12 protein-coding genes are annotated in these 13,697 nt (G+C 48.3%); 7 read left to right on the top strand and 5 right to left on the bottom strand.

Features of this window, described 5'->3' with window-relative positions:
- Nucleotides 1-33 precede the first annotated feature (33 nt).
- Together GJV52_RS02475 and GJV52_RS02480 are read right to left on the bottom strand one after the other, a co-directional pair.
- Nucleotides 34-1,968 (bottom strand): MacB family efflux pump subunit, encoded by a 1,935-nt coding sequence (locus tag GJV52_RS02475; protein WP_100562465.1) that lies wholly within the window; start codon nt 1,966-1,968, stop codon nt 34-36.
- Nucleotides 1,969-2,056: 88 nt separating this feature from the next.
- Nucleotides 2,057-3,232 carry an efflux RND transporter periplasmic adaptor subunit gene (locus tag GJV52_RS02480; RefSeq protein WP_095502704.1) on the bottom strand — a complete coding sequence of 392 codons (1,176 nt, stop codon included), beginning with the start codon at nt 3,230-3,232 and terminating at the stop codon, nt 2,057-2,059.
- Between the two features lie 354 nt (nt 3,233-3,586).
- Here GJV52_RS02480 and GJV52_RS02485 point away from each other — a divergent pair, with 354 nt between their 5' ends.
- Nucleotides 3,587-4,078, top strand: coding sequence for a type IV pilin protein (locus tag GJV52_RS02485; protein WP_095501937.1), 492 nt, complete (start codon nt 3,587-3,589; stop codon nt 4,076-4,078).
- Nucleotides 4,079-4,159: 81 nt separating this feature from the next.
- Nucleotides 4,160-4,615 carry a type IV pilin protein gene (locus GJV52_RS02490; RefSeq protein WP_095501938.1) on the top strand — a complete coding sequence of 152 codons (456 nt, stop codon included), beginning with the start codon at nt 4,160-4,162 and terminating at the stop codon, nt 4,613-4,615.
- 66 nt (nt 4,616-4,681) lie between these two features.
- Here the strand turns inward: GJV52_RS02490 and GJV52_RS02495 are convergent, their stop codons facing one another.
- The gene (locus GJV52_RS02495; protein ID WP_095501939.1) at nt 4,682-5,512 is read right to left on the bottom strand and encodes an HlyC/CorC family transporter; all 831 of its coding nucleotides are present in this window, start codon (nt 5,510-5,512) and stop codon (nt 4,682-4,684) included.
- A 1-nt stretch (nt 5,513) separates the two neighbouring features.
- Nucleotides 5,514-6,029, bottom strand: a complete 516-nt coding sequence (ybeY, locus tag GJV52_RS02500; RefSeq protein WP_095501940.1) for an rRNA maturation RNase YbeY — start codon at nt 6,027-6,029, stop codon at nt 5,514-5,516.
- A 237-nt stretch (nt 6,030-6,266) separates the two neighbouring features.
- Between ybeY and hemC the strand changes: the two genes are divergently transcribed.
- Nucleotides 6,267-7,202: a hydroxymethylbilane synthase gene (hemC, locus tag GJV52_RS02505; RefSeq protein ID WP_095501941.1), complete on the top strand. Its 936-nt coding sequence runs from the start codon at nt 6,267-6,269 to the stop codon at nt 7,200-7,202.
- Between the two features lie 210 nt (nt 7,203-7,412).
- On the opposite strand, the gene catA is transcribed toward hemC, so the two are convergent.
- Nucleotides 7,413-8,036 carry a type A chloramphenicol O-acetyltransferase gene (gene catA, locus GJV52_RS02510; RefSeq protein WP_064083394.1) on the bottom strand — a complete coding sequence of 208 codons (624 nt, stop codon included), beginning with the start codon at nt 8,034-8,036 and terminating at the stop codon, nt 7,413-7,415.
- Between the two features lie 212 nt (nt 8,037-8,248).
- On the opposite strand from catA, the gene nth reads away from it, so the two are divergent.
- The 4 genes from nth to nagZ all read left to right on the top strand — a co-directional run bounded on the left by nth (nt 8,249) and on the right by nagZ (nt 13,631).
- Nucleotides 8,249-8,887, top strand: coding sequence for an endonuclease III (nth, locus tag GJV52_RS02515; protein ID WP_095501942.1), 639 nt, complete (start codon nt 8,249-8,251; stop codon nt 8,885-8,887).
- A gap of 218 nt (nt 8,888-9,105) precedes the next feature.
- Nucleotides 9,106-10,620 (top strand): DegQ family serine endoprotease, encoded by a 1,515-nt coding sequence (locus GJV52_RS02520; protein ID WP_100562463.1) that lies wholly within the window; start codon nt 9,106-9,108, stop codon nt 10,618-10,620.
- A 348-nt stretch (nt 10,621-10,968) separates the two neighbouring features.
- Nucleotides 10,969-12,492: a Na+/H+ antiporter NhaC family protein gene (locus GJV52_RS02525; RefSeq protein WP_100562460.1), complete on the top strand. Its 1,524-nt coding sequence runs from the start codon at nt 10,969-10,971 to the stop codon at nt 12,490-12,492.
- An 86-nt stretch (nt 12,493-12,578) separates the two neighbouring features.
- Nucleotides 12,579-13,631, top strand: coding sequence for a beta-N-acetylhexosaminidase (gene nagZ, locus GJV52_RS02530; RefSeq protein WP_195690076.1), 1,053 nt, complete (start codon nt 12,579-12,581; stop codon nt 13,629-13,631).
- The last annotated feature ends 66 nt before the right edge of the window (nt 13,632-13,697 follow it).

Below are 13,697 nucleotides of genomic sequence, written 5' to 3' on the forward strand. Positions count from 1 at the left end.
GACGGCCTGAATGATAGAGGCCGTCTGAAAAAGTTAATCTTGTGCCAAGGCATCAATCGGATTGAGTTGCGACGCGCGGTTGGCCGGCATAAAGCCGAAAGCCACGCCGATCACGGTCGAACACAACACCGCGCCGACAATCGACAAGGTAGAAAAGCTCATCGGGAAATCGGTGACAAAATGGTTGAACACCAAACCGATTGCGCCCGAAATCGCCACGCCAACCAAGCCACCAATTAAGCAAATCAACACGGCTTCAATCAAAAACTGCTGCAAAATATTGCTGCGTCGCGCACCAATGGCCATGCGCACGCCGATTTCTTTAGTGCGCTCGGTTACCGATACCAGCATGATGTTCATCACACCGATACCGCCGACTACCAACGAAATCAAGGCAATGCTGGAAATCAGCAGCTTCATCGTGCCGGTGGTGCTTTCCACGGTTTGCTTGATGCTGTCGCTGTTGCGCATGAAAAAGTCTTCTGTACCGTGGCGCACGGTCAACAATTCGGTCAAGCCTTTTTCAGCAGCTTGTGTATCCGCATCGTCTTTGATTTTCACCACAATTGAATTGGTGTGGCTCTCACCGGTGATTTGATGCATCACGGTGGTGTAAGGCGACCACAGCATCAGGCTGTCGGAGCTGCCAAAATTGTTGGTTTGATCGTCCATCACGCCAATCACCGTCAGCGGCCGCTTTTTGAACAGCAACACTTTACCCAAAGGATTTTCATCGCCAAAAAGCTTGGATTGAGTATTTTTATCAATTACCACCACTTGCGCGTCTTCTTTGACATCACTTTCGTCAAACAAGCGCCCTTCGGCCAAGGTCAGACCGAGTACATCAAAATATTGTTCGCCCACGCCGTAAAGCTGGCCGGTCAGGTCGGTATTGCGGTAGGTCAGGGTGCCGCCTGAAGAGGTTTGCGGCGTGGCGGAATCGACGTAACTTTGTTTGCCGATGGCCAAGGCATCATTAATGGTCAGTGTTTTAATGCGGCTGGATCGGCGGTCGCCGAAGCCTTTGCCGGGGAAAATAGTGATGGTGTTGGTACCCATGGCATTGATGTCGGCCATGATTTTCTGCTGCGAACCGTTACCCAGCGCGACCACCGACACCACCGAAGCGATGCCGATGATGATGCCGAGCATGGTCAGCAGCGAACGCATTTTGTGCGCAAAAATCGCGTGCACCGACATTTTGAATGCTTCCATAAACTGATCATAATAAAACGACCACGAAGCCTTCTCTTTCACCGCCTGCACTTGGCTAGGCGGAATGTCGGCAGTTTTGCTGGTATCGGCAATAATCTCGCCGTCACGAATTTCAATCACGCGGTTGGCATTGGCGGCGATGCCCGGGTCGTGTGTCACCATAATGATGGTGTGGCCGTCTGAATGCAGCTTATGCAGAATTTCCATCACATTTTTGCCACTGGCGGTATCCAATGCGCCGGTCGGTTCGTCAGCAAAAATAATCTCGCCGCCATTCATCAGAGCGCGCGCAATCGACACGCGCTGCTGCTGGCCGCCGGACAATTCGCTGGGCTTGTTGCCTTCTTTGCTTTCCAAGCCCAAGTCGTGCAGCAGCTTTTCCGCACGTGCAGAACGCTCTTTCTGATCAACGCCGACATACACCGCCGGCAAGGCGACATTGTCACGCGCGGTGAGCGAGCTGAGCAGGTTGTAGCGTTGGAAAATAAAACCGAAACGGCTGCGGCGCAAGGCAGCCAATTGGTCGGGATTCATTTGCGACGTTTCGATGCCGTCGATTTTATAAGAACCGGTGGTCGCACTGTCGAGACAGCCGAGAATATTCATCAGGGTCGATTTGCCCGAACCGGATTGGCCGATAATCGCCACAAAATCGCCTTTTTCCACTTTCAGGCTCACGTTTTTCAAGACGTGGACGCGGTTTTCGCCGCTGCCGAAATAGCGGTTGATGTCAGTGCATTCAATTAAACTCATGTGTGCTTACCAAAGTGTGGTTGGAATGAGGCCGTCTGAAAACAAAATCAATCAAATCATTCAGACGGCCTGAGTGAGACCATCCGACTTACATCGGCGGGCCCATACGGCGGTTGCCGCTTTGCGGTTTGTCGGATGAACCGGTCTCGGAAACAATCACTTTGTCGCCTTCGTTCAAACCGCTTTTCACTTCGGTATTCATGCTGTCTTTCAAGCCGGTGGTGATGTCTTTGCGCACGGCTTGGCCGTCCTGCTCCAACACGCGCACAAAGGATTTGCCTTCGCGGTCTTTTTTAATGGTGATGGTCGGCACGGTCAACACATCTTCTGCCGCATTGATTTCAATGGTGTTTTGTGTGGTCATACCGATGGCAAGTTTGCCTTCTTCATTCGGCACCAAGGCGCGGGCGTAGTAGTAAATCGCGCTTTCGGTGGTGTCGGTGCTGTTACTGTAGCTGCCTTGCGACATGGTCGTCAAGCCGGGGTCGATGCTGTCCAGTTGCGCGGTAAACGGTGCATCCGATTCGGACAAAATGGTAAACGAAATCGGCTGGCCGGCTTTTACCTTGGTGATGTCGCCCTCGGCAATCTGCATTTTATTGAGCATCACTTCCAAATTGGCCAACTGGATAATTGTCGGCGTGGTTTGGTTGGCGTTGACGGTTTGACCTTCTTCCACCGGAATCGCCACGACGGTACCATTCATCGGTGCGATAATGCGGGTGTAGCCCAAGTCGGCTTCGGCGGTGTTGATGGAAATCTGCGTTTGACGGATGGACGATTTCAGTTGCGTTACTTGCGCTTTGGCAGCCGCTAAAGCATCTTCGGCATCTTCCAATTCTTGTTTGGAAGTCGCATCTTCTTTCCACAATGCAGCTTCGCGTTTGTATTTTTTATCGGCGCTACGCAATGCGATTTCAGCAGATGCCAATTGCGCTTTATAGGTATCGAGCTTGGCTTTTTCGGTGTTTAAGGTATTGGTTTGCGTGGTGGAATCAATATCCGCGATTCGGTCGCCTTTTTGGATTTCCTGACCCAGTTTGACATACAGCTTTTTAATCTGGCCGGAAGCCTGCGCGCCGACTTCCACCAAGTTTGACGGTGAAATTTCACCGGTCGCGGAAACAGTTTGGCGAATGCTGGTGCGCTTCACCGGCTCGGTAATGTAATTCACCTTATCGGCCGGTTTGAAATAGCTCCATGCCGCATAAGCCAGCGCGGCTACGATTGCCGCACCCAACACCCATTTGATTGTTTTTGCCATGATTTTTTAGCTGCCTGATTTGCATGTTCGCGTGCGGCTGAAGATTTTTGTCGCACAATGCCAACAGTTATTTGGAATAAATTTTAAAAACGGGAAAATTTTACTGGATTTCATTTCCCCAGCCAAGCCCAGAGAAATGCTTTTATAAAAATAACTCATTATTTTTAATTATTTTTAATTATTTTTAATTATTTTTAATATATAAGTTTTCCAAAATATTGCACCGCTTTAACATATTTTCCCAAATCCGCGATTTATCTATACATACCAAATGCAAGAAAGAATTTATAATAGTAAACAACAAAGCCTTTTAAAGGCATCGTTAAATATAACAATATTGATAGTCACTTACTTATGAAAACCAGACAATCCGGCTTTAATTTAATCGAACTTTTAATTGTAATTGTGATTTTGGCCTTACTTGCCACCATCGCCATGCCTTCATTCCAATCATTTATCCGCAATACTCGCTTGGCTAATGTGCGCAGCGAGCTGGCGGAAAATGCAAAAAATTTAGAGCGTTATTACACGCAAAAGGGAACTTTTGCCTGTATTGAGCCAAGCTTTTTGACCCATAAAAATAAATATTTTGATATTAGCTTTAAAGATCATAAGCCCTCCACCTGTTGCGACTCTGATGATAATACTTGCGAAGATGAGCAGGATATCAATCCTTCTCATTCCGGTTTCATCCTAGAAGCGAAACCTAATAAAGAAACCAATCCCAACGAAACCTGTTCTATCTATTACGACGATAGTGGTATTTTTTGGGCAGTCAACAGTAAAAGAAATGAAGTTTGTCCAGGTTATGAAGAAGCCTACCCCAATGAAGAAGTAAAAGATTAAATCCACCTCATCCTGATTTACACCCCAATTAAAATCGCATAATATATTCACTTAAGTAAACATTTTACCAGTGATTATATTATGCGATTTTCACAATCCGGCTTTTCCTTGATTCAGCTTTTAATCGTTATTGTCATGTTGGGCATCTTGGCCGCTATCGCCTATCCTGCTTATCAAATCTATATTAAAAAAGCAGATTTACGCGCTGCACATGCTGCGCTGGTGCAAAACGGGCAATTTATGGAACGCTTTTACCAGCAGAAAGGCTCGTTCAAGCAAACTTCAACGACTTGGCCTGCCTTACCTATTACGGCTACCGACAAATTCTGCATCCGCCCCAACAACAATGCCAAGGGCGCACACGACAATAAATTTACGCTGAAAGCCGTTGCGTTCAATAGCCAAAACGAACCACGCGTATTGAAAATCGATGAATCGTTAACGACGTTTATCTGCGAAACCTCCGCCAGTTCATGCGACAATGATGATGCGTTTTTTAAAGGCACAGATAAAGAATGCAGCATTTATCAACCTTGAAATTCAATAAAAAGGCCGTCTGAAACCCTAATTGCTTCAGACGGCCTTTATCATATAATTAATCGCTTATTCTTCTTTGGCTTTCACGGCCATCAAAGTATGCAGGCGGCGGTTATCCGCGCGGGCGACAGTAAATTGCAGTGGCCCGATGACCACTTTCTCACCGCGCACCGGCAAATAGCCGAATTCTTGAATCACTAAGCCGCCGATGGTATCGACTTCTTCATTGCTGTAATCGGTGCCGAAAAACTCGTTGATGTCTTCGATTTCAGTCACAGCGTGAATGCGCCAGCGTTCGGCCGATACGGCAAAAATATTGTCGGCGCTTTCGTCTTCGTCAAACTCATCTTCAATATCGCCGACGATTTGCTCGATGATGTCTTCAAAGGTGACCAAGCCGGATGTGCCGCCGTATTCGTCAATCACAATTGCCATGTGGTTGCGCTGCTCACGGAATTCTTTCAATAAGGTATTCAGCGACTTACCTTCAGGCACGAACACGGCCGGTCGCAAGATAGATTGTAGATTGAATTGCTCGGCGTTGAACATGTATTTCAACAAATCTTTGGCATGCAAAATACCTAATACTTGGTCTTTGTCTTCACCAATCACCGGAAAGCGGGAATGCGCGGTTTCGATGATGTAGGCGACAATGCGCTCAAGGCTGTCGTTTTCCTTAATCACGTTCATTTGGCTGCGCGAAATCATCGCATCACGCACTTCCAATTCGGTAAAATCCAATACTTTTTCCAAGCGGGCAAAGGTATCGGCATCAAATACTTCTTGCGCATGCGCCTGACGCAGCAGGCTGATGACATCTTCGGCGGAATCAGGTTCACCGGTCAAACGGGAAACCAAACGTTCAAAAAAATTAGGTTTCGACTGCGTGTCGTCCATATTAATGTTCGTCCTCTTGATAAGGGTTGGGATAACCTGCGGCCTGCATCAGGCGGATTTCGGTGGCTTCCATGAGTTCAGCTTCATGGTCTTCGATATGATCGTAGCCCATTAAATGCAAAGTGCCGTGCATAGTAAGATGAGCAAAGTGCTGCTCGGGCGTTTTACCCTGCTCTTTTGCTTCTTTCAGCACCACTTGCGGGCAGATAATCAAGTCGCCATAGAGGCCGTCTGAAAACTGATGCGGCATAATTTCACCTTCGTTTAAGGCAAAGCTCAATACATTGGTGGCGTAATCTTTGCCACGGTAATCGCGGTTGTAAGCACGGGCTTCTTCTTCATCGAGCAAAATCAGGCTGATTTCGGCGTGGCGGTATTTGTCTTTCAATGCGGCAAAAGCCCAGCGGTAAAAATCGTGTTCAGACGGCACCGAATCGGCGGAAGAAGCGTTGTCAAAGTTTAAATGAAAACGTTGACGTTGTAATGACAGAAAAGGATATTTTTTGGCGCGTTTCATGTAAATCGAGATTTTAGAGGGATAAAGCGGATTGCACCCACAATATAACATGAAGCGTTTGCGGATGAAATCTTCTTCACACCGAAGCGCCATGCCAAGCGCTTAATGATGTGGTATTCGCGGCAAAATTTCCTGTCTGAGACGCTTATTCTACCTTTCAGACGGCCATCAGAAAGCGGTCATGATAGAAAGTTTGTGTTAAACTTCTACCCATTCCGACTTTGACGAAACAAGCTTATGAACCCGAAAAAACTTGTGATTGCCAGCCGCGAAAGCCTGTTGGCCATGTGGCAGGCCAAACATATTCAAGGCCGTCTGAAAGCCCTTTATCCCGACTGCGACGTGCAAATCTTAGGCATGACCACGCGCGGCGACCAGATTTTAGATAAAACCCTTTCCAAAATCGGCGGTAAGGGACTGTTTATCAAAGAATTGGAACAAGCCCTGCAAGACGGCCGCGCTGATTTGGCGGTACATTCGATTAAAGATGTGCCGATGGATTTGCCGGAAGGTTTCGCGCTGGCTGCGATTGGCGAACGCGCCAATCCGTTTGACGCGTTTGTGTCCAACCAATACGAACGCTTGGAAGACTTGCCCAAAGGCGCGGTAGTCGGCACGGCCAGCCTGCGCCGCGAAGCACAATTGCGCGCACGCTATCCGCACTTGGTGATTAAACCTTTGCGCGGTAACCTGCAAACCCGTTTGGGCAAACTTGATAACGGTGAATACGATGCGATTATTCTTGCCGCCGCCGGTTTGCAGCGTTTGGGCTTGGACGACCGCATTCGTCTGATTATTTCCGATACCGTCAGCCTGCCTGCCGCCGGACAAGGTGCGTTGGGCATTGAAATCGCCGCCCACCGCGAAGACTTGCTGGAAGTATTGAAACCGCTCAACCACGATATTACCCACGCCTGCGTTACCGCCGAACGTGCCTTAGCCCGTGCTTTGGGCGGCAGCTGCCAAGTGCCGCTGGCCGCATATTGCACCGAAGAAAATGGCTTGCTGACCCTGCGCGGCTTGGTCGGCCATCCTGACGGCTCCACCATTCTTGAAGCCGATGCCCAAGCGCCGTCAGAATACGCCGATTCATTAGGCCGCGCAGTGGCCAAACGCTTGGCCGATGATGGTGCAATGGAATTGATTGAAGCTGTTTTGAAAGAATCTGCGTAAACTGTTTATTGGTTTAAATAGTTAGACAGGCCGTCTGAAAACATACGTTTCAGACGGCCTTTTTGCTATTAAAATACTAGTTAGCAACTCGTGCGAGTTTTTCCTATTTATTGATCGCAATATAAATTGAAAATAGGCATTAAAAAAAGACGATAGATGTTGCTTTTCTATCGTCTTTAATATCTTATATTCAGTTCGACAAACTGGGATTTAATTATTTATCAATTCTTGCAGTTCATTGACAAAACGGCAGATATGAAATCCATCACACACTGCATGATGCACTTGGATGGCGAGAGGAAGTATGATTTTTTCATCATCTCTGTAATATTTCCCCATCGTAAAAATAGGAATCAAATAATCATATCCTTTCTGCAAATTCAGATTAAAGCTATCGAAGGTTGACCATGGTATCATCGATACATTAAAAACATTTTCTGGTATATCTGGTTTTCCTATCATTCCATAATTGCTTCCATACCTTTGCATATCATTCGCATACGCCATAGAAAATGCTTCAAAATCTGGTATGTATGGTGTCCAAAGGTTGGAAAATGTCTCTGTGTCCTCATGGAATATGGTATAGCTGGGTATCATCTCGTCATATATTCCCAGTTCACCCTCCTGATTAATTGCCGTTCTAAACTCTGAATGACGGTTTACAATCGTTGCAAGATAATAAAGCATCGCAGGGTATAATTTCATTCGTTTCTTTTTTATTTGTGTAATATCCAATTTAACAGTCATACTGTATGTGCAAGGTATATTCGTAAAGTAATGTTCAAAATACTCATTTCGTTTCCAACTATTTTTATCAATTTTTTCAAAAAACATTTTTGCGTCCTCCCAAATTCAAATTTATTCTATTATATCATATATACCCATGTCACGTAAAGCTATAACAGAAAATATTACAATCTTGTAATTACTGTATTTCTATTCATCTTAACTTTGCCTTTTCTTCTGATGTATTCTTCAATATCAAACACATTCTTTTTATCATAATCTTCCAAAATAACGCGCAAATATTTTAATAAAAACACACCATGAACAAACACATCCGCCAAGAAATTTTCGAGCGTTTCCGCGCCGCCAATCCGCACCCGACCACCGAGCTGAATTTTAGTTCGCCATTTGAATTACTGATTGCCGTGTTACTGTCGGCACAAGCCACCGATGTCGGCGTAAACAAAGCCACGGCCAAGCTGTTTCCTGTCGCCAACACCCCGCAAGCCATGCTGGACTTAGGCTTAGACGGCGTGATGGAATACACCCAAACCATCGGCCTTTACAAAACCAAATCCAAACACATCATGCAAACCTGCCGCATTTTGCTGGAGCAACACGGTGGCAAAGTGCCCGAAGACCGCGCGGCATTGGAAGCGCTGCCGGGTGTCGGCCGCAAAACTGCCAATGTGGTGCTCAACACCGCTTTCGGCTGGCCGGTGATGGCTGTCGACACCCACATTTTCCGCGTATCCAACCGCACCAAAATCGCCCCGGGCAAAGACGTGCGCGAAGTGGAAGACAAACTCATACGCTTTATCCCGAAAGAATTTTTGATGGACGCGCACCATTGGCTGATTCTACACGGCCGCTACACCTGCAAAGCGCTCAAGCCGCAATGTGAACAATGCATCATTAACGATTTGTGCGAATGGAAGGCGAAAAATATTGTTAATTAAATTCGCCCGCAGCATGATTCAGAATAAAATATAGGGGGCTTTGAGGCCGTCTGAAACGTTTCAGACGGCCTTTTCCATTGAAAATGAAATGCTTGAAAAAATGTCCATAATCGGTAAAATTGCCCCTATCCATTCGAATTAGGGGTATTGCGGGCATCTTGCCCTTCCGTCTGATTGACAAACTGCAACCCGATAAAACAGATACTGCATAACAAGGAATGACTGTGACAAAAAATACCAAAAGATATATGGCTTTAGCCATCGCCTCCGCACTGGCGTTGAGCGCGTGTGACAAAGCCGGCAGTTTTTTCAGTAACGACAACACCCAAGACGAAGAAAAAGAACTGGTTCAACGCATTGAGCCGCAAAAAGACGACGGCAGCATCGGTATGTTGCTGCCTGATTTTGCCCAATTGGTACAAAACGAAGGGCAAACCGTGGTCAATATTCAAGCCACGGCAGCCAAGCGCAGCCAGCAGCGTGCTGAAGAAAGCGGTATGGATCTCAGTCAATTTCCGGATAACGATCCATTCTATGAATTTTTTAAACGCTTGGTACCCAATCTGCCCGATATGCCTCAAGAAGAAGCCGACAGCAGCGAGCTGAACTTCGGCTCAGGTTTTATCATCAGCCCCGACGGCTACATTCTCACCAATACCCACGTTGTTGCAGGTATGGGCAACATCAAAGTATTGCTCAACGACAAACGCGAATACACCGCCAAGCTGATTGGTTCCGACCAGCAATCTGATGTGGCTTTATTGAAAATCGAGGCCGACAATCTCCCGACTGTCAAAATCGGGGATCCCAAAATGCTCAAACCGGGCGAATGGGTGGCGGCTATCGGCGCACCGTTTGGCTTTGACAACAGCGTCACTTCAGGCATTGTGTCGGCGAAAGGCCGTAGTCTGCCGAACGAACACTACACCCCGTTTATCCAAACCGACGTCGCCATCAACCCGGGCAACTCGGGTGGACCATTGTTTAACCTTAAAGGCCAAGTGGTCGGCATCAATTCACAAATCTACAGCCGCAGCGGTGGCTTTATGGGCATTTCGTTCGCCATTCCGATTGATGTGGCGATGAATGTGGCCGAACAGCTGAAAACCAGCGGCAAAGTGCAGCGCGGCCAATTGGGTGTGATTATCCAAGAAGTCTCTTACGACTTGGCAAAATCGTTCAACTTAGACCGTGCCAGCGGCGCTTTGATTGCCAAAGTGATGCCAAACAGCCCCGCGCAGCAAGCCGGTTTGCAGGTAGGTGACATTGTGCGCAGTGTAAATGGTGAAGAAGTGCGCGCTTCCAGCGACTTACCGGTCATGGTCGGCGCCATGACCCCGGGGAAAGAAGTAACACTGGAAGTGTGGCGCAACGGTGAGAAAATTGCCATCACTGTAACCTTAGGAAGTACGGGGACATCATCGCCTAGCGCTCAAGCTGAAATGGGAAACTTGATGTCACCCAATGATGTACAAACCTTTATGATAGAAGAAGCCGGTCTGACCCTGCAGACTCAAGCCACCGATAACACACAACGCTTAATCGTCGCCCGCGCAAGCGGTGCGGCCGAACGTGCCGGTTTGAAGCGCGGCGACGAAATCATGGCGGTAGGGCAAATGTCGGTGAATGACGAATCAAGCTTCCGCAGTGCCTTAATCAGCGCCGGTAAAAATGTCCCACTGCTGGTACGTCGCGGCGGCGATACTCTCTTCTTGGCCTTGAATCTGCAATAAAACGGCATAAACTTGTAAAGTAATGATAAAATACCCGTTATTTTTGAAATGGCGGGTATTTTGCCGTTTAGCCTTAATGCTTTTTCAGACGGCATGAGGCTTTGCAAAACTCAATTTAAACCAAGAAAACTATGCCCGTCATTCCCGCGTAGGCGGGAATCCAGACTTAGAGTTTTCAGGAATATTTAATTATTTCAGTAATTTTACGTTCTGGATTCCCGCCTACGCGGGAATGACGGTTTAAAGATTTTTGAAAATTTACGAGTTTTACAAAGGTCTCGACCTTATTCATACACATTATTCCGTCTGAAACAGACTAATTTCATTGACACTTTATCCTTTTATTTTATGCAATTAATCGATTACTCAAGCTCTTTTATGTCGGTGATTCCGGCATTTCTGGCGCTGGCGCTGGCCGTGATTACCCGCCGCGTTTTACTCTCTCTGGCCATCGGCATCATCGTCGGCGTATTGATGCTCACCGGCGGCAACCCGCTCAATGCCCTGACCCACTTTAAAGACATTGCTATATCATTGGTTTGGGCTGATGGCGAATGGTCGCTGGGTAAACTCAAAATACTGATTTTCTTGTTATTATTGGGTATTTTTACTTCTTTGCTGACTTATTCAGGCAGTAATCAAGCATTTGCCGACTGGGCAAGACAACACATTCAAAGCCGTCGCGGCGCCAAAATGTTGACCGCCTGCTTGGTATTCGTGACCTTTATTGATGACTATTTCCACAGCTTGGCCGTGGGCGCGATTGCCCGTCCGGTGACCGACCGCTTCAAAGTATCGCGTGCCAAATTGGCTTATATTTTGGACTCCACCGCTGCACCGATGTGTGTGCTGATGCCGGTTTCCAGCTGGGGGGCTTCGATTATCGCCACGTTGGCAGGCTTGCTGGTGACCTACAACATCACTGAATACACGCCGATGGGCACGTTTATCGCCATGAGCGCGATGAACTATTACGCCTTGTTTGCGCTGTTGATGGTGTTTTTTGTGGCGTATTTCTCGTTCGACATCGGTTCGATGAGCCGCTTCGAGCAACAAGCCCTGAACGAAACACATGAAGAACAAGCCGTTTCAGACGGCTCGAAAGGCCGCGTGTTTGCGCTGATTATTCCGGTATTGGTGCTGATTTTCGCCACCATTTCCGCCATGCTCTACACCGGCGCACAAGCCTTAGAAAGCTTCAGCATTTTAGGCGCATTTGAAAACACCGATGTGAACACTTCATTGGTATTCGGCGGCGTGTTGGGCGTGTTGGCAGTATTGTTCTGCACAGTCGGCACCATCGAAGCCCATGTTTACCCAAAAGCGATTTGGGAAGGCATGAAATCGATGTTTGGCGCCATCAGCATTCTGATTTTGGCGTGGCTGATCAGCACCGTGGTCAGCGAAATGCGCACCGGCGAATTTTTATCCACCTTAGTCGCGGGCAACATCCACCCGGGCTTTTTACCGGTAATTCTGTTTGCCTTGGGCAGCGTAATGGCATTTGCCACCGGCACCAGTTGGGGCACCTTCGGCATTATGTTGCCGATTGCTGCGGCCATGGCGGTGAAAATCGACCCGAGCCTGATTATCCCTTGCTTGTCGGCAGTGATGGCCGGCGCGGTGTGTGGTGACCATTGCTCACCGATTTCCGATACCACTATTCTGTCCTCCACCGGCGCACAATGTAACCACATCGACCACGTCACTTCGCAGCTGCCTTACGCACTGACCGTGGCTGCCGCAGCCGCCAGCGGCTATCTGGTACTGGGCTTCACCCATTCCGCCCTGCTCGGCTTCGGCGTGACTGCCGTGGTGCTGGCGGTATTGATTTTGGTGTTGCGCAGCAAAAAAGCCGCACTTGCCGCTTAATTGTTCAGACAGCCTCAAGGCCGTCTGAAACGTTTTGCAATAAAGGAAACAAAATGACCCAAACCGTGATGGAACGCGGCCCGGTGATGGCCGATGTGAATGCGTTTGCATTGACCGACGAAGAAAAACAACGCCTGCTCGACCCTGCCATCGGCGGCGTGATTCTGTTTCGCCGAAATTTTGACAACGTGCCGCAACTCAAAGCCTTAATCCGCGACATCAAAGCCTTGCGCACGCCAGAGCTGATTATTGCCGTCGACCACGAAGGCGGCCGCGTACAGCGTTTTATTAACGGTTTCACACGCCTGCCGGCCATGCGCGTATTGGGCGAAATTTGGGACAACCAAGGCGAAGCCGCCGCCAAAACCCAAGCCGAACAAGTGGGCTGGGTATTGGCAACCGAATTGAGCGCCTGCGGCGTGGATTTATCGTTCACACCGGTATTGGATTTGGATTGGGGGCAATGCGCCGTTATCGGCAACCGCAGCTTTCACGAAAATGCCGACATCGTCACCGAATTGGCCTTGGCCTTGCAAAAAGGTTTAAATAAAGGCGGCATGAAATCCTGCGGCAAACACTTCCCCGGCCACGGCTTTGTCAAAGGCGACAGCCACCTCACCCAGCCGCAAGACGACCGCTGCTTGGCCGATTTACAGGCCGCCGATATGATTCCGTTCGGCAAACTCAGCGATGCAGGCATGGCTGCGGTGATGCCTGCGCATGTGGTTTATCCACGAATCGCCCCGAATCCGGCCGGTTTTTCAGAAAAATGGCTGAAACAAATCTTGCGCCAAGATATTGGTTTTGACGGCGTGATTTTTTCAGACGACCTCACCATGGAAGGCGCGGGCAGCGCGGGTGGCATTAAAGCGCGCGTTCAAAGCGCGTTTGCCGCCGGCTGCGATATTGCATTGGTGTGCAACCGCCCTGACTTAGTCGATGAACTGCGCGAAGATTTCGACATGCCGCATAATCCGCACTTGGCCGCACGTTGGGCTTATATGGCCAACACCTTGAGCACCGAAGCCGCCGAAGCGATGATGCAGAGTAATGAATTCAAAGCCGCACAAGCCTTAACTGCCCAACTGGCGACACCGAAAGATGTTGCCAACGGCGTGAAAGTTGGTGAAGCGTTTTAAAGCTTGAGACCTTTGCAAATTCCCCATCTTTGGCACATTTCTTCGTTATGCGCTGCTCGAAAGCTT

Source organism: Neisseria brasiliensis (assembly GCF_009671065.1).
In the GTDB taxonomy this organism is placed as follows: domain Bacteria; phylum Pseudomonadota; class Gammaproteobacteria; order Burkholderiales; family Neisseriaceae; genus Neisseria; species Neisseria brasiliensis.

What these genes read in the sequence shown, in the direction of transcription:
- GJV52_RS02475 (WP_100562465.1), bottom strand. Translation starts at nt 1,968, where the DNA reads ATGAGTTTAATTGAATGCACTGACATCAACCGCTATTTCGGCAGCGGC.
- GJV52_RS02480 (WP_095502704.1), bottom strand. Translation starts at nt 3,232, where the DNA reads ATGGCAAAAACAATCAAATGGGTGTTGGGTGCGGCAATCGTAGCCGCG.
- GJV52_RS02485 (WP_095501937.1), top strand. Translation starts at nt 3,587, where the DNA reads ATGAAAACCAGACAATCCGGCTTTAATTTAATCGAACTTTTAATTGTA.
- GJV52_RS02490 (WP_095501938.1), top strand. Translation starts at nt 4,160, where the DNA reads ATGCGATTTTCACAATCCGGCTTTTCCTTGATTCAGCTTTTAATCGTT.
- GJV52_RS02495 (WP_095501939.1), bottom strand. Translation starts at nt 5,512, where the DNA reads ATGGACGACACGCAGTCGAAACCTAATTTTTTTGAACGTTTGGTTTCC.
- ybeY (WP_095501940.1), bottom strand. Translation starts at nt 6,029, where the DNA reads ATGAAACGCGCCAAAAAATATCCTTTTCTGTCATTACAACGTCAACGT.
- hemC (WP_095501941.1), top strand. Translation starts at nt 6,267, where the DNA reads ATGAACCCGAAAAAACTTGTGATTGCCAGCCGCGAAAGCCTGTTGGCC.
- catA (WP_064083394.1), bottom strand. Translation starts at nt 8,036, where the DNA reads ATGTTTTTTGAAAAAATTGATAAAAATAGTTGGAAACGAAATGAGTAT.
- nth (WP_095501942.1), top strand. Translation starts at nt 8,249, where the DNA reads ATGAACAAACACATCCGCCAAGAAATTTTCGAGCGTTTCCGCGCCGCC.
- GJV52_RS02520 (WP_100562463.1), top strand. Translation starts at nt 9,106, where the DNA reads ATGACTGTGACAAAAAATACCAAAAGATATATGGCTTTAGCCATCGCC.
- GJV52_RS02525 (WP_100562460.1), top strand. Translation starts at nt 10,969, where the DNA reads ATGCAATTAATCGATTACTCAAGCTCTTTTATGTCGGTGATTCCGGCA.
- nagZ (WP_195690076.1), top strand. Translation starts at nt 12,579, where the DNA reads ATGGCCGATGTGAATGCGTTTGCATTGACCGACGAAGAAAAACAACGC.